Below are 19,736 nucleotides of genomic sequence, written 5' to 3' on the forward strand. Positions count from 1 at the left end.
TTTAGTCTCAAACTTAGATTCTAATATTTAAGTAAAATTCTAAGTTCAGTTTTAAATGATTTTACTATATTACAATTTTTAACTATATTTTATCAAAAATATTAAAATATTTCCAGTAAAAATGTTTATTAAAATAAATAAAAAATAGAATTTTATAATTTAACAGCTAAACATCCACCGAAACAATTTTTGTTTCCCCAATTTCCTTATTCATTGTAACCCCGTAAAGCCTGTGAGAACCTTTCATGGTTTCCTTGTTATGAGTTATCAGGATAAACTGCGACTTATCAATAAACTGGTGAAGCAGCTCTACAATTTTTTTTGTATTTTTTTCATCCAGCGCCGCCTCAATTTCATCAAAGAATGTAAACGGACTTGGCTTGAACATAAAGATTGCCATTATAAACGATACTGCAAGCATTGACTTTTCTCCGCCTGAAAGAAGAAGCAGCGTCTGTTCTGGCTTATTTTTATATTTTACACTCAGTTCCAGGCCTGTCGTAAGCAGGTTTTCAGGATCCGTCATTTTAATTATTCCTTTTGCTCCATTCAAAATTGTTTCGCACATATACTGGAAGTTTTTATTTATTTGTTCATAAGCCACAAAAAATTTGGTTGTAACTTCCTCTTCAATTTCCCGAATGAATCCAAGCAGCGCCTCTCTGCTTTCCAGCAAATCCTTTTTCTGTGCCGTAATATTCTGATACCGCTCATTTTCATGCTCAAATTCCTCAATTGAAGCAAGATTTACAGCTCCAATGCCGGTACGGCTTCTCTCATTTGCCGCCAATTTTCTTTTTGTCGCCATAAGCTCATCTTCATCAGCAATTTCAAAATATTCCTCATTTTCCAGAATTTCTTCACTTTCCAGCTCCTTAAATTCAGCCATCTGGAACTCCAGTTCACTTTCATTTCGTGTAATTTTCTCAATAATATTTTCATAATCATTTTTATATTTTAACACATGTACTTCAATATCTTTAATTTCTCTGATAAATCTTCGCTCTTTTTCCTCAATCTCGTGAATATTTTTTTCAATTTTCTGAATTTCACCTAAAATATTTTTATTTAATTTCTCATTTTTTTCAATTTCATCCCTTTTTTCAGAAATTTTTACAGAAAATTCATTTCCCAGCATTTCCCTTTTCTTTTCAAATTCAGCCAGTTCCACCTTTTCACTCAACAGTTTTTTATAATCAGACTCAATTTCTGCAAAACGATTTTTATTGTTATCTGTCCTAACCTTCAAAATTTCATAATCTCTGTCGGCAGCATTCAATTTCTGAATAAATTCATCAATATTTTCAAAATTTTTCAAATCTTGATTCAAATTTTCAATTTTAAGATTATTTTCTTCAATGTTTTTTTCAATATTTTGAATTAATTCCAGATTTTCCTTTATTTTAGTTTCCTTTTCCAAAATAAATTTCTCATTTTCAGAAATTTCATAGTTCAAAGTATTGATTTCCCGCTGTTTTCGACTAAATTTAATATTAAAATCATCGTAGTTTTCATTAAACACCTGATATTCATTTTTAAAATTCTCAAATAATTTTTCCGCTTCTGTCCTTTCTGTCTCAACTTTTTCAGCTTCCAAAACTATTTCCGATAATTTATTCTCAAATTTCTCAAAGTTCTTTTTATTTTTTTCAATTTCACCTTCCAGATGTTTCAATTCCTTTTTTCGCTCCAGAATTTCATCCTTCCCTTTAAATGAATGTCCACCAGTCATTCTCCCACGGGAAGTAATAATATCCCCCTCAAGTGTAACAATCCTGTCATTAAACCCCTTTTTCAAAAGCTGCGTCCCAACTTCCAGATTTTCAACAACAACTGAATTTCCATACACAAACTGAATAACTTTTTCTATATTTTTATTTGCAAATTTTTTATCAATTTTCACAATATTTCTTGCAAAATCAATAATTCCATTTTTTCCTTTTGTGCTTGAAATTACATTTTGAATTTCCTCTTCTGACATTTTATTTTTAAAGTCATTTTGCTGCAAAATACCATCAATTGTAGGCAAGAAATCATTCATTTTAGAAACACGAATATTTTCAACTGGTAAAAACGAAGCTCGTCCCAACTTTCTTTCCTTCAGGATTCCAATACACTTTTTTCCAATTTCACTGTCTTTTACGACAATATCCTGAAACATTCCACCGGATAAAGTCTGTATCGCTTCCTCAAATCCCGCTGGAACATCAATCAAATTAACAAAAGCACCAATTACTCCATCAATTTTTTCATTCAGAATATGCTTTATGCTTCGATTAAAAGTTTCATTTTTCTCAATAGCATCCGAAATCGCCTTTTGTTTAACTTCAAAATTCTGAAGTTTGTAGCTAATCTCATTTTTCTGTTTATTAATTCCAGAATATTCCTTTCTCAGTTCCTCTGTTTTTTCATTGAGTTTCTGAATTTTCAGCTCCTTTTCAAGTTTCTGCTTCTCATTTTCTGATTTTTGTATTTCAAAAGTCTGTTTTTCTTCATTTATTTTGTTAAACTCTGCTTCTACAATACTTTTCTCAGCGATACGCCTTTTATTTTCAGTTTTTGCCGCCAAAACCCTTTTTCCCAGATCCTCATTTTCCCCAGCGACTTTTATTTTATCCACTTCAAAATTAGAGTTCTTTTGTGTCCGTTCTCTCAGTTCAAGCGTGATTTTATCACTTTTCTGCTTCAATTCTCCAACTTTTGCTTCCCACTCAGCCTTTTCCTTTTCTTTTTCAATCAAATCCTTTGTTATAAGCTCAAGCTCATTTCTAGACTTATTTAAAATCTCTTCTTTGTCAGCAATATCCTTTTCCAAAATATCTTTTCTCTTAGCTTTTTCATTGGCTTCCGTTTCCAAATTGGAATTTTGATTCACTAGCTTTGAATACTCGTCTTTTAAAGTTTCCAAATTTTTAAAGTTTTCGCTATTTTCATTTTTTTGACTTTCCAGATTTTTGTACAATTCTTCCCGAATTTCATTAGTTCTTTGGAGTTCCACCTGTTTTTCTGAAAAATTCTTTTCACTTTTTTCTAATTCTTCCTGTATTTCCTGACTTTTTTCCTCATACTCATACTTTAGCGAACTTTTTTCATTGACATTGTATTCCAGTACCATAAACCTTTGAACATCAATCTTTTTTGTATATTCCTTAAACAGCCTGGCCTTAGCCTGTTCATCCTTCAAATAATCAACCCGTAGTTTCAAGTCTTTTTCCACATAATCAATTTTTTCAATTTCATTTTTCAAATCCTGCAACTTTTTCTCAGAATCTTCTTTTTCAATTTTAGCCCTTTTAACTCCAGCCGCCTCTTCAATAATCTCCTTTAACTCCTTTGGAGAAGAGCCAATAATTCTCTCTACACGCCCTTGCCCAATTATCGAGTACGCCTGCTTTCCAATCCCAGTATCCATAAAAAGATTATGAATGTCTTTAAGCCTAGATTTCTTGTTATTTATAAGATACTCATTTTCCCCAGTCTTAAAAATTCTTCGAGTAATCTTAACCTCTGAAAAATCAACATCTAGATATCTATTCCCGTTATCAATAATAAGACTGACTTCCGCCATAGACTTTGGCTTCTTATTCTTTCCGCCGGAAAAAATAATATCCGAACTCTCTTTTGCCCGTATGTTCTTATAACTCTGCTCTCCCAAAACCCACAAAATCGCATCCAGAATATTACTCTTTCCACTCCCGTTAGGCCCAACAATCGAAGTAATCCCATTATCAAACTCCACAACAGTTCTATTCGCAAACGACTTAAATCCCGTCAACTCCAATGCTTTTAAGTACATCTTTTTCTCCTATTTTGATTTTCTCTTATCTCCCTTTTCCAAAAATTACAATTGTAACCGTCTTCAGTAATATCTTCACATCAAACAAAATATCGTGATTTTTTATATAATACAAATCATACTGCAATTTTCTGTAAGCGTCTTCAATGCTCGCTCCATACGGATACATAACTTGTGCCCAGCCAGTAAGCCCTGGTTTTACAGTATGTCTTAAATTGTAGTACATAATTTCCTTTTCCAGTTGCTTTATAAAAAATTCTCTTTCTGGACGTGGTCCAACAAAACTCATTTCTCCACGCAGCACATTCCATAGTTGTGGCAATTCGTCAATTCTTGTAAGACGCATAAATTTACCAAATTTTGTGACACGGTTGTCGTTTTTTGTAGCCCATTTTGGCCCGTCTTTTTCGGCATCAGTTGTCATTGAACGAAATTTTACTATTTTAAACGGCTTGTTTCCTTCCCCGATTCTTTCCTGAATAAAGAATACCGGCCCTTTTGACTCCAGTTTTATTATTATTGCAGCAATAATCATAATCGGAATTACACAGACTCCAATTAAAAGTGCAAAAATTATGTCAAGAATACGTTTTGCCTTCAAGTTAAAGCTGTTGTAGTAAATTTCAAATCCTGTATTTTCCAAAAACCATTTTGGACTTAAGTTTGAAACCGGCAATTTATTTTCATACATTTCGTAAAATTCCAGATAGTTGTAATACTGCATTCCGCCAAGTTTGTACTGCAAAAGTTTGTCGACAAGTTTTGTATCATACAAAAGATTACTTGTAAAATCCACAATTATATCAACTTTTTTATTTTCACATAGATTCAATAATTTTTCTGTTAAAATAACCATATTTTTTTCTTCTTTTAAAAAGTCTGATAATTTGTACTGACGATCTTTCTTTATGCTTTCCAGCAAATCTTCTGTATACCCATTTTCACCAACAAAAACAATTCTTTGCTTTTCTGCTAACCCGATTATTATAATATAACGATAAATAATCTGAAACATTGTAATTAGCCCAAACAGAATTATCGCCTCATTCAGAATGAATATACGCAAAAATGTCGTAATCATAACAAGAATAAAGTTAATTCCAACAATAATTACAATATCCCGTAATCTATATCTTCCTGCCATATTATAAACATTCGCCACATAATAAATTACCATAGAACAAATAATCACAATAACATTTGTAAATCCAAGTCCACGATTTATAAGTAGCAAGCCTACCAAATACATCACAATTGTCAATATTCCGAATAAATAGGAATAATTTTTTTTCATTCCACTTACTGCCATTCTAAACTACACTTCCTTTTTTTATTTTTTCTTAAAAATATACTCAATTACTAAAATCTTCATCATTTTTACCAAAAAAATTTATTCTTCCATTATTTCATATTTCATCTTAATTTTTTTTCTATAAAATGCAAGTCCAACAAAGACAATTCTGCCTACTCCTCTATTTCTTAATTCCACATCGTACTCTTTCTCTTTTATCTGTTCAAATCCAGCTTTTGCATAATTTTCCAGCTCATCTTCATTATTTACAACTTTAAATTCAAATATATACGCTGGATTTATTTTATTTTTAGGTTCTAAAACTAAATCTGCCCTTCCATAACCACTTTCTCTTTCTGATAGTCTAATGTAGTCATTTGCAAGTATTATAAATATTCCAATTAAAAATATTTTGTAATACTTTTCATCTTTTTCCGTGTCAAAATAACTAAGTAAAGAAAGTATCTCCTCTTGAAGCCCTTTTGCAAATTCTTCTATTTTCCCATTTTTTAAATTTTCCACAATATTTGAAAACTGTGTATAATTTCCAACAAATCTATCTATAAAAATTTTTCTGAAAAAAGTCTGTATTTCTTTATTTGGAAGCCTTAATGGATAGAGTTCCCCCTTTTTCTCCCCGTCAGTTGTCAAATATCCGCTGTACAAAAATAATTCCCATATATCACTTGCATTAAATACATATTCCATATACTCATTTATTGCCTTATAAACTGTTTTCCCCACAAAAAGTTTTTCCAAGTCTTCTATTACCTTTTTATCTGCTTTCCCTAACAAATCATATATTGTCTTATTGCCTGAAACTCCTATCCAGTACGGACGTAATTTTTTTTCATCCAAAAAGTTAATAATCGACCAAGGATTATAAATTTCAGTTTCTCCAAACTGATAACCATCATACCACTCCCTGACATCTTCCATCTCGTATTCCAGCCCATAATATTTCACAGACTCAACAACTTCATTTTCGGTAAGTCCATAATACTCCGAATATTTTTCACTAAATATATTATTTACTTTCAAATTATTTAACCCTGAAAAAATTCCTTCCTTCACAATTCTCAATATTCCAGTCATAATTCCAAACTGTAAATATTCATTATCCTTCATTGCATCTCCATAAAACTTCTTAAAAAAGAAATTGCCTGTTTATAGTATCCCTCCTGATAAGCCTGAATTATCGGCGTATCATATTCATCTATCAGCACAACAGCTTTTTTTCCATAATATTCATACAAATATTTTGTCAATGCTTTCAATGAGCCTTTCCAATTTGAATTTTCATTATTAAAACAAATATTGTTAAAATCCATCAAATCAAATTCATCCATTTTTTTTCTTATATACTTAAATTCTATATAAATATTTCTTATTAAATCTCTTATCTGACTAAAACAGTTTTCCCAGCTAACCTCTTCAATATTCCTAAAATTTATATATATAACAGGATATTGCCCCTGCTCCTGCATGTATTCACTTTCAAAAATATTTAATTCGTCAAATAATTTTCGATTTTCTTCTCTATTTTCTATATCAAAAAAATATTTAATCATTGACATATTAAGAGTTTTTCCAAATCTTCTTGGACGTTTGAATAAGTTTACTTTTGCCCTGTAATGTAAAATATCTTCAATTAACTTTGTTTTATCAATATAATAATAATTATTTTCTACAATTTCCTTAAAATCAGACACCCCTATCGGTAACGGCTTTCTATTTCGAGTCTTTTTTTCTGCCATATTTCTCCCTCCTTTTATTCATTCCCGCTAAGAAATTATATAATCTATTTAATATTTCACTTGTAAAAAGCGATAGCAAAAATACTATCAAAAACGTAATAATTATATATAAAAAATAATTCATTCTAGACTTTAACATTCTTTCGCAAAAAAATAAAAAAATCGGATGAATTAAATAAATATCATAAGTTTTCGCTGATACAGATTTTATAACATTTTTTACTTTTCTTAAAACTTTTTCTACATCAAAAATATTTACAAAAAAATCATAAAGCAAAACTGCGGATATAAATACACTAATTGAATGATAATCATAAAAATAGTCAAAAAACTTTCCGCTTGATTTTGTAAATATATACGTTAAAAAGACAGTTAATACCACTGTTATTAAAAAAATCGTATATTTTTGCCATTTTTTCATATTCAAAGGTTTTTCTGCAAGTAAATAGCCAATTAAGAAGTAACCGACATATTGCCCAGCTGGAGAATATATTTTTATATTTTTCTTAAAAATTACATTCAAAAATGGTATCAAAACCATAAATATTATCCATATAAAAACTAGATAATTAATGCTTTTTCTCTCAATTTTTGCCACAACTTTTCGTAAAAATGGCGTTATCAGATAAAGTGACAATATCATATAAATGTACCACAAATGATAGTAAATTTTACCTTGAAAAAAACTTGAAAAGAAATTATGGTAACTTTCTTTCTGGAAAAAAATTGAAATTATAGTCTTATAAGTTGATTTTCTAAAAAAAACTGAAAATAATTCATTATCTTTCACATCTTTAAAAATTATTGTAAATATAAAAAAAATAACAGAATATATGAAAAACTTAGGAAGTATCTTTGCAAATCTTTTTTTAAAAAATATCTTCACATCCTCATCTTTTCTCAATAAAAAAAATCCGCTAATCATAACAAATATCGGCACGCACATTCTGCTAAATGAATCTACAATATTTGCCATCATCCATCTATTTCCAGATATTTTCCCATAATTATATAACTCGCTTGCAACAATATGAATAAATAAAACCATAACAATTGCAATACATTTTAAAATATCAAAGTTAAAAAATCTGTCCTTATTTTTTATCATTTATAAATCTCCAAATTTATCAATTTCCCTCAATAAAAATATAACTAATTTTACCATAGTTTAAGGTAAAAAACAATCAAAAAACTACGCAATCCATAAATGTCGATATTTCCATATTTCAAATACACGAAAAAAGAAAAAATATTACTTAAAAATCCCTTAAAATTTAAATGTATGTAACAAATATGTATCAAAAACACACTATATATAGTACAAAAAAAGATAGCCACTTCTGACTATCTTAATTTATAAGCGATTTTATTTCTGCCATTAATCTGGAGTATATCCAAAAATTTAGACTAATTAATAGATATTTTTTAAATAAAATTTGCATTTTGGATAAATTTGGGTATAATTCTATTAGATAGTTTGTAAACCAAAATATTTGAAGGAGAAAAGAAATATGAAAATAAAATTAAACAACGTTTCTGAAACTATGCTTATTACTCTGTATATGCGGGCAACCGATGCTAAAAGTGAAAAACCAATTTTGAATGACAAAAAATCTGAAGAAATAATTTCACAGATAGACTATGATTTTTCAAAATTTAAACATGCATGGGCTTCGTATTATGGTGTGCTTTCACGTGCAAAAATGATGGATAATGAAGTGACAAAATTTATGAAAAAATATCCAGATTGTGTAATTGTGTCGATTGGATGTGGACTAGATACGAGATTTTTACGAATAGATAACGGAAAAATAAAATGGTACAATCTTGATTTGCCAGAAGTCATTGAAAAACGAAAGCTCTTTTTTGAACCAAATGAAAGAGTTATAGATATTGCAAAATCTGCATTTGATTCAGCATGGACAAAGGATATTAAACTGGAAGGGAAAAAATTGCTTATTATTTCCGAAGGTGTATTAATGTACTTTGAAGAACAGCAAATTAAACAGTTTTTGGAAATACTAACTGATAATTTTGATTCTTTTGAAGCTCAATTTGACTTGCTATATAAAGGAACAGTTAAAATGAGTAAAAAACACGATACCTTAAAAAATATGGAAGCAAAATTTAGTTGGGGGGTAAAAGATGGAAGTGAAGTTGTAAAATTAAATCCAAAATTAAAGCAAACTGGACTTATTAATTTTACTGACGAAATGAAACATCATCTTCCTGGCTGGAAAAAATTGTTTATTCCATTCTTTTACATTTTTAATAACAGACTTGGAATTTATACTTATGAAAAATAGAATTATTTTTTAATTTATTTCCTTTAATACATGAATGGAGGGATTATTATGAAAGAATTGAAATATTTGCTAAGTTTATCTGGTAAACATAAGGTGAAGCTGATTTTTTCAGCAATATTCAGTATAATTGGTACAACATTGTCTGCTGTGCCTTATCTTCTTGTGTATCAGATTGTTTTGGAGCTTTTTAAGGCGAATATTGATTATTCAAAAATAAAGTTCTGTGTTTCTATTGCGATATTTTTTATAATTGTAAAAATAATTATGCAGATTTTATCAGGGGTATTTTCACATATTGCGGCTTTTTCAATTTTGTACAAGATTAGGATTGATTTGATTGAGCATTTGTCAAAGCTAAATATGGGATTTTTTAAGAAAAATATGTCTGGAAAGCTGAAAAAGATTATTAATGAGGATATTGAAAAATTGGAACTTTTTATTGCACATCAGATTCCAGATTTATCATCAGCACTTGTAACTCCGATAATATTTTTGGGAATTATGATTTACTTTAACTGGAAATTGACACTTGTTTTATTTATTCCAATTATTCTAAGCATAATGGCGCAGGGAAAAATGTTTCAAAGCTACGGAACCCATGTAGAACATTATTATACTCTTCTTGCAAACTTAAACGCTACTATTATGGAATACATAAATGCAATGAATGTTATGAAAGCATTCAACCTTACTGCTAAATCATTCAAGGATTATCGGGATATTACTCAGGAATATGCGGATTACTGGATTGAACTCACAGAATTAAGTGTACCATTTTATTCAATTTTTCTCTGTCTGACTGATTCCGGGCTGCTTTTCATTATTCCCGTTGGCGGACTTATGCTATTTTATAATCAAATTTCAGTATCTGCGTATATTTTATTTATTTTAATGAGTACAATTTTTTTAAGCTCATTAAAGGCATTATTTGACTTGGCACACCATCTTTCCGCATTAACTAAAGGGTTAGGGAAAATTATGGAAATCAATGGGGAACAGGAGCAAAAATCTGGAAACACAAATTTCCCTTCTAATTTTTCAGGCTATATAAAATATGAAAATGTAAATTTTGCATATAAAAATAAAAATGTTATAAATAACTTTTCCTTGGAAATAAAATCTGGAACTTCAACCGCACTTGTAGGGCCTTCTGGCTCAGGAAAAACAACGATAGGACTTCTACTTGGAAGATTCTGGGACATAAATAGCGGAAAAATAACGATTGATGGAACTGATATTAAGGATTTTGCTTATACAGGATTGGCTGACAATGTTTCGTTTGTTTTTCAGGATACATTTATGCTTCACGATACTATTTTTGAGAATATAAGAATGGGGAAGGATTATTCGCTGGAAGAAGTGGAAAATGCTGCAAAAAAAGCACAAATTCACGATTTTATAATGTCCTTGCCTCAAAAATACGAAACTGTAATTGGTGAAGGCGGGATTAAGTTAAGTGGTGGGGAAAAACAGAGAATTTCAATAGCTCGTGCCATTTTAAAAAATGCCCCAATTATCGTGCTGGACGAAGTTACTTCCTACTCCGACATTGAAAACGAAGCCAAGATTCAGGAGGCTTTACGTACTTTGTTAAAAGGGAAAACTGCCATTATCATTGCTCACAGACTCTACACAATAAAAAATGCCGATAATATCGTTGTAATGAATAAAGGACGTATTACCGAGCAAGGTACTCACAAGGAGCTTCTGCAAAATAAATCTGAATACTGGCATTTATGGAATTTATATAGCGATAATGATTTGATGGAAAATAAGGAAATTTAGGGGGTGTAGACAATGATTAACGATATTAGAAATATAAAAACTCTTGCTGGAAATAAATATAAAAATTTGAAAAAGCCAATATTTTTTCTAACAATAGATGCCATATTTTATATGATGAACTATGCAATGTTTTATTTTACAATTATTGATTTGATGAATAATAATTTTACAATGAAAAAGTTGATAATCTATACTTTTATTATGATTTTTGCCATTATATGCAGATTTGTATTAAATCGTATCGGATATATCGGGATTCAAAGCGAGGGAGCTAAAATTATTCAGGATTTGAGAATCAGGATGGGGGATCATTTGAGAAATTTGAATCTGGGATACTTTAACAGTCATAACATTGGGAATATTATTAATATTATGACAAATGATTTACAGGATTTTGAGCAGGTTATAACTCACAGCACATCAGAAATTATAAAGTTATCCATACTGACAATTTATCTTCTGTTAATTATATTTGCAATTTCTCCCCTGCTTGCCATACTGCAACTAATAATCTCGCTGACTGGATTAGTATTTGTCATTCTGGGAACGAAAAAAGGTGCAAAAATAGCATTGAAAAAGAAGCATACTATGGATAATGTTGTTTCACGGATGGTGGAATATATCGCTGGAATGGAACTTTTTAAGGCATACAATCTGACTGGGGAACGATTTAAGAGGTTAAAGAACAGTTTTAATGATTTGAAAAGGGAAAGTATAAATACTGAAATTGCTCTTGCCCCTTATGTTATGATTTTTCAGCTTATTACGGATATTTCCTTTGCCTTGCTTCTGCTTGTGTCTACACAGCTTTTTATGGCTTCTTCCATTAATAAAATAGAATTTTTTTCATACATAATTATTGGACTTTCACTTTCAAACGTGCTAAAAGCCTTTTCTACACAATATACTTTTATCCAATACTTGAAACTTGCCACAGATAAACTGATAAATGTGCATAATGAAAAGGAAATTTCCTATGAACTTGAAAAAGTTACTTTACCAAATTATGATATAAAATTCCAGAATGTAAATTTTTTTTATGAAAAAGACACTCCTGTTCTAAAAAATATTACTTTTGAAGCAAAACAGGGGACAAAAACTGCCCTAGTCGGTTCGTCAGGCTCTGGAAAAACAACTGTTACCAGCCTTATTGCAAGATTCTGGGACTGCCAGTCTGGCGAAATTACCATTGGTGGAGTAAATATCCAAAAAATATATCCTGAAGAGCTGCTTACGAATATAAGCATGATTTTCCAAGATGTCTACTTGGTAAATGACACTTTTGAAAATAATATAAGGCTGGGAAAACCGAAGGCTACAAGGGAAGAAGTGATAAATGCGGCTAAAAATGCCAATTGTCACTATTTTATAATGGAAAGCGAAAATGGATACGACACTATAATCGGAGAAGGCGGCTCTACTTTGTCTGGTGGAGAAAAACAGAGAATTTCAATCGCAAGAGCCTTATTAAAAGATACCCCAATTATTCTAGTCGATGAAGCCACAGCCTCACTTGATGCCGACAACGAACACGAAATAAGAAAATCACTAAGTATTCTTACAAAAAACAAGACTATAATTACAATCGCCCATAAACTCAACACAATAAAGGATTATGACAAAATTATAGTTATGTCCGACGGAATAATCGAAGAAATTGGAAATCATAAGCAGCTCATGGAAAATAAAGGGCGATATTACAAAATGTATACTGAAATGGAAAAGGCACAGTCAGAATTTGAACTTATTTAATTAAAATTTCAATTCACTATATAAATTTAATTTAATATAAAAAACATACCCAGTTTCGAATTTTTTCAATCTAAAATCTGGGTATATTTTTATTTTATTCTTCCTTTATTTCTACCGCCTGCGGATAAATTTCCACAATTTCATTCGCAATCTTGTCAATTTCGGCAATCAGATAATCTGTACTCCCTCTATCGCCTTTCATGGCGATTCTTACATGAACGCAGCCTTCCTTTGCATAAGGAGCGACAGTCGGATTTGACATTTCAAAATAATCTTTTAGCCTGTCGTCAATCTTTCCTTCTGGAATTCCTTTTATTTCAAGAGTTTTCATTAACAGAATATCATTTGAATATTGCATTAAAAATGGCAAAACCTGATTATCCACCATCCAAGTCATTTCTCTTGGAGGCCCTGGCAATACTATTATTTTTTTATTATCCTTTTCGTAAAAAAATCCTGGTGCAAGCCCAACTTCATTTTCAAGCAATTTTGAATTTTTTAAAATCGAAGCCTCTTTTCTCCCGCCAGAAGCCACTTCTCCAAAGCCCCTCTCATTATATTTTTTTACAATCAAGTCATAATACCGCTCTATCACTTCCAGTTCTTCTCCAAAATAATCAGCCACAACTTCCTTCGTAATATCATCAACCGTAGGCCCAAGCCCTCCAGTTGTAATTACCAAATCCACCCTTTTAAAAGCATTTTCCAGACACCCCATAAGCCGTCCGTAATTATCCCCAACAGTAGTCTGATAATACAAATCAATCCCAATATTTGTAAGTTTTGCCGAAATATATTGTGCATTCGTATTCACTATATCTCCTACCAGCAATTCTGTTCCAACGCATATAATTTCTGTCTTCATTTCCATTTCCTTCTTTTATTTTTTTTATTTACTTTTCATTTAAAATACCGCTAAATAAGTTTCAAAATTAAAAATCCTATTCAACGGTAAATTTTATTTTTTTATTGCTTTTGATTTTTATTATTTTTTAAAAATAATCGCTTCATAAGGCTTCAAAATAATTTTTCCATCTTTGATTTCAGGTACCGTTTCATAGTTTGACAATAAAACTTGAGCGTTTTCCAGTCCTGTAACTCCGTTTCCTTCCAGTTCAAATTCCACTTCAGGTTCATAGAAGTTACTAATTACAACTAATTCCCCATTTTCTCCAACCCGTTTGTAAGCATATACATTTTTGTTTTCCAAATCAATGTCTTCATATTTTCCTGTAATCATTAATTCTTCATTTCTTCTTAAATCAATTAATTTTTTGTAATGATAAAATACTGAATTTTTATCTTTTAAAGCCGCCTCAGCATTGATTGTCTTATAATTTTCAGACACTCCAATCCACGGAGTTCCAGTTGTAAAGCCTGCATTTTCAGAGTCATTCCATTGAACAGGCGTTCTAGAATTATCTCTTGATTTTTGCATTAAAATTTCAATAGCTTCTTTTTCAGAATGTCCTTTATCCAATAAAATTTTGTAATTATTGGTTGATTCAACATCACGATATTTACTAATATCATCAAAATATGGATTTGTCATTCCAAATTCTTCTCCCTGATAAATGTAGGGTGTCCCTTGCAGTCCATGAAGAACTGTGGCAAGCATTTTAGCCGACTCGTTATGGTATTCCTTATCATTTCCAAATCTTGACAATGCTCTTGGCTGATCGTGGTTATTCCAGAAAGTCGCATTCCATCCATTTCCTTCATACATTCCAATTTGCCATTTAGAGAATATTTTTTTCAATTCCACAAAATCAAACGGTGCTTTCGCCCATTTCTCCCCATTTGGATAGTCAACTTTCAGATGATGAAACGAAAATGCCATTGACAGTTCCTTTTCATTAGGATTTGAATATCTAATACAATTCTCAAGGCTTGTAGACGACATTTCCCCAACTGTAATAAGTTCTCCTCCTCCAAAGGCTTCCCTGTTCATTTCCTTCAAAAATTCATGGATTCTAGGCCCATCTGTATAAAATCTTCTTCCATCAGAGACAAATCTCGTATCAGTTCCGTCATCATTCAAAAATCTCTGATCCTTTGATATAAGATTTATAACATCCAGTCTAAATCCATCCACACCTTTATTCAGCCAGAATTTTATCATTTCATATACTTTTTTTCTCACATTTTCATTTTCCCAATTTAAATCAGCTTGTGTAACATCAAACAAGTGAAGATAATACTGCCCTCTTTTTTCTGAATATTGCCAGGCATTTCCTCCAAATTTAGATTGCCAGTTTGTAGGCTCTTTTCCATCAACTGCATCTTTCCATATATAGAAATCCTTATATTCAGGATCTCCAGCCTCAGACTTTTTAAACCACTCATTTTCAGTGGAAGAATGATTTACAACAATATCCATAACTATTTTCAAATCTCTTTTATGTGCTTCCGCCAGCATTTCCTCAAAATCCGCCATTGTACCATAATTAGGATCAATGTCATAATAATCGCTTATATCATACCCATTGTCGTTTTGTGGAGATTTATACATAGGCGTAATCCAGATTACTTCCACTCCAAGTTCCTTCAAGTAATCCAATTTCTCAATAATTCCTCTAATATCCCCTTCTCCGCTTCCAGTTGTATCATTAAAACTTTTTGGATAAATTTGGTAAACTACAGATTTATGCCACCATTTTTGTTCAAAATTCTTTTTCATAATACATCTCTCCTAAATTTTTATTTATAATTTCTTTTTTAAATTATACTCTATTATTTACACATATACAACCCAATTTTTAACTTTTGCCTAAAAAATTCACATATAAAAAGAGCAGCTATTGACTGCTCCTAGCACTTATTTAACTTCCTTGCCACCTGCATATCCAAAAACATAATCCAGATTTATATTTTTCATTGAATTAAACACGCTTTGTTTTACGCCTGGATTTTTTTCTTCAAGTTCGGCTAATAAATTTTTTACTTCCCTGCGTTTACTTGAAGTTTTTCCAGCTTCGATTGTACATCCACAGTTCATCGCACGTATCCCGTTTGTTTTTGTATAGTCGATTATATCAGCTTCCTTTACATAGATTAATGGACGGATTAGTTCCAATTTCCCAGAAGTTGAAGGGACTTTAGGCGTCATCGTTTTCAGCGTTCCTGCATAAAGCATATTTATAAGAGTTGTTTCAATTACATCATCAAAATGATGTCCAAGTGTCAATTTATTAAATCCAAGCTCCTCCACTTGCGTGTACAAAATTCCACGCCGCATTTTAGCACATAAAAAGCACGGATAATCCTTTGCCTTTTCATTTGCAATTTCCCAAATATTAGTATCAATAATATCACAGTCGATATTTAACTTATCCAGATTATTTTTAAAATTATCCAAATCAGAATTTCTAAATCCTGGATTCAAGCTAACCGCCTTAAATTCAAAATTTCTCCGTCTATCTTTCTTCAATTCCTGAAACAGCTTTACTAAAAGCAGGCTATCCTTCCCGCCAGAAACACCAATCGCAATTTTATCCCCATCCTGTATCATATCAAAATCACCAATTGCCTTCAGAAATTTTGCCCATATACTTTTTTTATAAGTTGTCGTTATGCTTTTTTCAATTTCTTTTACATCTTTCATAGGACAATCTGGAAGAATCGCCTCACATAATAAATTTACCACTTTTTTCTCCCTTAATATTTTTTATAAATTACATTTTTAAGTATCAAATAATAAAAAGTTGTCATAGATAAGTTTCGTTACTTATTTTAAGACAACTTTCTAAAACAAAATTGTATTTAACGCAAATATTTAGTTATATTTTAAACAATTCCTAAATTTACTGTTCCAAAATTTAACTTTTCATCATCTTCTTCAATTACATTTCTGTATTTATTTTCAATATAATGTATTTTTTCGATAAGCCCTTCATCCCTTGAATCAATTCTAAAAGCCGCCTTGTATTCTTCAAGCGCTTTCTTATGCCGTCCCATATGCTCATATTTTCTAGCAAAATCAATATGTGCGATGTACATGTCAAAATCAAGGAATATAGCGAGTTCATAACAGTCAACCGCTTCCGATATTTTACCTTTTCTTGAATAGATATTTCCCAGAAGGAACAGTATGAACGGCTCATCCTCTGTGCTTGTATCAAGCGCCTTGTTGAAATTTTCTTCAGCTTTGTCAAGTTCTTCATTTTCATAGTATAAATAGCCTAAAAAAGCTCTTGTTTCAATTTCCTCAGGCTTTAATTTTACTAATTTCTCATAAATTTTGATTGCCTTATCATTTTCTTTTAGTGCATGATAAATTGAAGCCAATGTCTTTAATACTTCCACATCATCAGGATTTTCTTTTATTTTATTCAAATTTTCCTTGAGAAGCTGCTCATTATTTTCATTGTATCTTATTTCTCTAAAAATCAATGTTTCTAACATTATTTCCTACTGCTGCGATTTCACTTTTCATTAAAATGTTTCTTGCCTTTTAATTAAAAGTCTGTTTTCACACAGCATCTCCTTTCTATTTTCCTTAATTTTTATTTTTATAAAATTTCCAAAAATTATTTAAAGTATAAATAAAAAATTCATAATCTGGATAAGATTCTTTTAATTTCAAATCAAACCTGAGTGTCATATTTATAATTTATACAGCATTTAAAATTATAAAATTAAGAATTAAATTTTTGAAATTATAGAATTTATATTTAATTAAAATAAAAATTATAAATTGTATAAACATATCCAAATTTCTTAATTTATTTTACCATAAATAACAGTTTTAGTAAATAACATTATTTAGAAAATTTTTTTATGACTTCTTAAAATTAAAATTAAAAAATTGAATAAAATGAAAATTTTAAAGGCTATTTTAATTTCGCTATTTTATTTCCAGCTTCCTGACTTCCAGACTTTACAGCTTTTTCATACCATTCTTTAGCTTCTTTTGTATTTTTTTCCACGCCTTTTCCAGTTGCATACAAATCCCCCAGCGCTTCGTACATTGGGGCTGTAACTTTGTCCATTCTGCCGTCTGTTTTTTTGTAAAGCTCTACTGATCTTGCGTAATCTCCTGCTTTTTCGTGAATTTTTGCAAGATTATATCGTGAAGTCAAATCTCCGCTACTATCTCCAATTTCATAGTAAAATGCAGCATCATCAAGGCTCTTTTTCACTCCAAGCCCTTTTTCAGACATTATTCCCAGATATCTCGGCCCTTTCATATCTCCACCATCTGTTGCTTTTGAAAAGAAATCGTAAGCCTTTTTATAATCTTTTTCCACTCCAAAACCTTCAAGATAAAGAATTCCCATATTTGTCATTGCCCTGTAGCTTCCTTTTTCAACAGCTTTTTTGCTCCATTCCATAGATTTCTTATAATCTGTCTTTACTCCGTTTCCATGAAGATACATTTCCCCAAGCTCAGTTTGCGCCTCCACATCTCCCTTTTGAGCTTTTTTTATTAATTCCTTCACCTTATCATCCTGTCTATTTTCAATATTCGGTTTATTCTGAAATTTTTGTGATTTTTTACCTTTTTTTTCACAGCTGAATAGTAAAATCAATATTAATGTTACAATAATATATTTTTTTTTCATAATTTCCCTCTTTTCTTTTTATATTTTTTTATTTTATTACAAATTAACATTTACTTACAATAACTTTTGCGTATTATTCCTTAAAATTATAAATATTTCCATAAATTTTTTTATTTGTTGCAGAATTTTATTATTAAAATTTCTCAGCTTATTCATTTTAACTTTTAAGAAAATAAATATATTTAATAGATTTCTTCGGCAATTTAATATCCCTTATCCTTAACAAGGATTTTTGCCCCCTTGCAGAATATTTATTTTATTATAATTCGCAAATTTAATTATCGAACAGATCTAATAAATTATTAGTCCCACAATTGCCGCAATTATCGTGAGTAATATTGGATTTACCTTCCATTTTAATACAAGTGCCACCGAAACAATGAATATCACCACACTTTTCCAGTCTATAAAATTATTTTTATCAACTAGCATTATCGCAGCCGCCAGAATCAGCCCGACAACAACAATTTTTAAGCCTGTAAACGCATTGTCCATATATTTGTTGTCCTGAAATTTTAAATAGAATTTGCTAAAAATTGTCATTATAATAACTGACGGGAGAATTAATCCAAATGTTGCGACTGTCCCCATTATAAATGCGTCCCAGAATCCTGCCTTATTTCCAACCAGATACCCGACGTAAGTTGCGGCATTCAATGAAATTGGTCCTGGCGTCACTTGTGAAATAGCCACAATATCTGTAAATTGCTGTACATTCACCCATTTATGCAAATTTACAACATCTGCCTGAATAAGCGGTAAAACTGCATATCCTCCGCCAAAACTGAATAGCCCTATTTTAAAAAATACAAAAAATAATATCAATAATATCGCTAAACTCATTTATTCTTCCTCCAGATCATCCAAACATTCCCTAAAACAGCGCCTAAAATAATCATAACAATAGGCGGGAATTTAAGAAAAGCCACCATTACTGCCACCAAAATCACAATCCACAACGTTTTTTTATTAATTTTAGCCGATTTTCCAATTGTATAGACACTTGCCGCAATTAACGCAACCACCATCGGTCTTATCGCCTTAAAAGCCTTTATCACATATATATTATCCTGTATATTGCTAAACAATGAAGCTATGACAAGAATAATTATGAATGACGGCAACGTGGCTCCCAGAACTGTGGTTATAAGCCCCAGCGTCCTTTTCATCTTATATCCTACAAAAACTGAAACGTTCACCGCCAATGCGCCTGGTGAAGACTGGGCAAGCGCCAAAAGCTTTACAAACTCCTCTTCCTCAATCCATTTTTTCTTATTCACAATTTCATTCTGTATGAGCGGAACCATAGCATATCCGCCGCCAAGAGTAAATGTACCTATCTTAAAAAAGATCCAGAACAATTCTAAATATACTTTCATTTTACCGCCTTCCTGCTGTTTCGTTTTATTTTTCATTTTACCATAGTTACTGCAAAAAAACAACAAACTTGTCATTCAAAAAAGATAGCCAAACCTTGACTATCTC

14 protein-coding genes and 1 pseudogene are annotated in these 19,736 nt (G+C 30.8%); 3 read left to right on the plus strand and 12 right to left on the minus strand.

Annotation, left to right across the window (positions count from 1 at the left end; genetic code table 11):
- Positions 1–166: 166 nt before the first annotated feature.
- From smc to HW275_RS01835, 5 genes and pseudogenes are all read right to left on the minus strand, one after another.
- Positions 167–3,796 (minus strand): chromosome segregation protein SMC, encoded by a 3,630-nt coding sequence (gene smc, locus HW275_RS01820; RefSeq protein ID WP_178934641.1) that lies wholly within the window; start codon positions 3,794–3,796, stop codon positions 167–169.
- 25 nt (positions 3,797–3,821) lie between these two features.
- Positions 3,822–5,105 (minus strand): exopolysaccharide biosynthesis polyprenyl glycosylphosphotransferase, encoded by a 1,284-nt coding sequence (locus tag HW275_RS01825; protein ID WP_178934643.1) that lies wholly within the window; start codon positions 5,103–5,105, stop codon positions 3,822–3,824.
- Positions 5,106–5,186: 81 nt separating this feature from the next.
- Positions 5,187–6,026, minus strand: coding sequence for a PD-(D/E)XK nuclease domain-containing protein (locus HW275_RS12305; RefSeq protein ID WP_370464337.1), 840 nt, complete (start codon positions 6,024–6,026; stop codon positions 5,187–5,189).
- A pseudogene (locus HW275_RS12310) lies at positions 6,000–6,844 on the minus strand (AAA family ATPase); the annotation flags it as partial. The pseudogene HW275_RS12310 and the gene HW275_RS12305, both read right to left, overlap by 27 nt.
- Positions 6,819–7,952 (minus strand): acyltransferase, encoded by a 1,134-nt coding sequence (locus HW275_RS01835; protein WP_178934645.1) that lies wholly within the window; start codon positions 7,950–7,952, stop codon positions 6,819–6,821. The pseudogene HW275_RS12310 and the gene HW275_RS01835, both read right to left, overlap by 26 nt.
- A 403-nt stretch (positions 7,953–8,355) precedes the next feature.
- Here HW275_RS01835 and HW275_RS01840 point away from each other — a divergent pair, with 403 nt between their 5' ends.
- From HW275_RS01840 to HW275_RS01850, 3 genes are read left to right on the plus strand one after another with little or no spacing between them, the layout of a single operon-like run.
- The gene (locus HW275_RS01840) at positions 8,356–9,150 is read left to right on the plus strand and encodes a class I SAM-dependent methyltransferase (protein WP_178934647.1); all 795 of its coding nucleotides are present in this window, start codon (positions 8,356–8,358) and stop codon (positions 9,148–9,150) included.
- Positions 9,151–9,198: 48 nt separating this feature from the next.
- Complete coding sequence (locus HW275_RS01845; protein ID WP_178934649.1) at positions 9,199–10,935, plus strand: ABC transporter ATP-binding protein; 1,737 nt, start codon at positions 9,199–9,201, stop codon at positions 10,933–10,935.
- Positions 10,936–10,947: 12 nt separating this feature from the next.
- On the plus strand, positions 10,948–12,687 hold the full coding sequence (locus HW275_RS01850; protein ID WP_178934651.1) for an ABC transporter ATP-binding protein: 1,740 nt from the start codon (positions 10,948–10,950) through the stop codon (positions 12,685–12,687).
- Positions 12,688–12,781: 94 nt separating this feature from the next.
- Here the strand turns inward: HW275_RS01850 and HW275_RS01855 are convergent, their stop codons facing one another.
- The 7 genes from HW275_RS01855 to HW275_RS01885 form a co-directional block, all read right to left on the minus strand.
- Positions 12,782–13,552 carry a molybdopterin-binding protein gene (locus tag HW275_RS01855; RefSeq protein WP_178934653.1) on the minus strand — a complete coding sequence of 257 codons (771 nt, stop codon included), beginning with the start codon at positions 13,550–13,552 and terminating at the stop codon, positions 12,782–12,784.
- 120 nt (positions 13,553–13,672) lie between these two features.
- Positions 13,673–15,367, minus strand: a complete 1,695-nt coding sequence (gene treC / locus HW275_RS01860; protein WP_178934655.1) for an alpha,alpha-phosphotrehalase — start codon at positions 15,365–15,367, stop codon at positions 13,673–13,675.
- Positions 15,368–15,505: 138 nt separating this feature from the next.
- Positions 15,506–16,333: an ATP-binding protein gene (locus HW275_RS01865; protein ID WP_178934657.1), complete on the minus strand. Its 828-nt coding sequence runs from the start codon at positions 16,331–16,333 to the stop codon at positions 15,506–15,508.
- Between the two features lie 140 nt (positions 16,334–16,473).
- Positions 16,474–17,091 carry a lipopolysaccharide assembly protein LapB gene (locus HW275_RS01870; RefSeq protein WP_178934659.1) on the minus strand — a complete coding sequence of 206 codons (618 nt, stop codon included), beginning with the start codon at positions 17,089–17,091 and terminating at the stop codon, positions 16,474–16,476.
- Between the two features lie 428 nt (positions 17,092–17,519).
- Positions 17,520–18,251, minus strand: coding sequence for a tetratricopeptide repeat protein (locus HW275_RS01875; RefSeq protein ID WP_178934660.1), 732 nt, complete (start codon positions 18,249–18,251; stop codon positions 17,520–17,522).
- 291 nt (positions 18,252–18,542) lie between these two features.
- The gene (locus HW275_RS01880) at positions 18,543–19,094 is read right to left on the minus strand and encodes a chromate transporter (protein ID WP_178934661.1); all 552 of its coding nucleotides are present in this window, start codon (positions 19,092–19,094) and stop codon (positions 18,543–18,545) included.
- Positions 19,091–19,630, minus strand: a complete 540-nt coding sequence (locus HW275_RS01885) for a chromate transporter (RefSeq protein WP_178934662.1) — start codon at positions 19,628–19,630, stop codon at positions 19,091–19,093. Before HW275_RS01885 ends, HW275_RS01880 begins: the two co-directional genes overlap by 4 nt.
- Positions 19,631–19,736: the final 106 nt, after the last annotated feature.

It is taken from the genome of Leptotrichia sp. oral taxon 223, from assembly GCF_013394795.1.
Lineage (GTDB): Bacteria > Fusobacteriota > Fusobacteriia > Fusobacteriales > Leptotrichiaceae > Leptotrichia.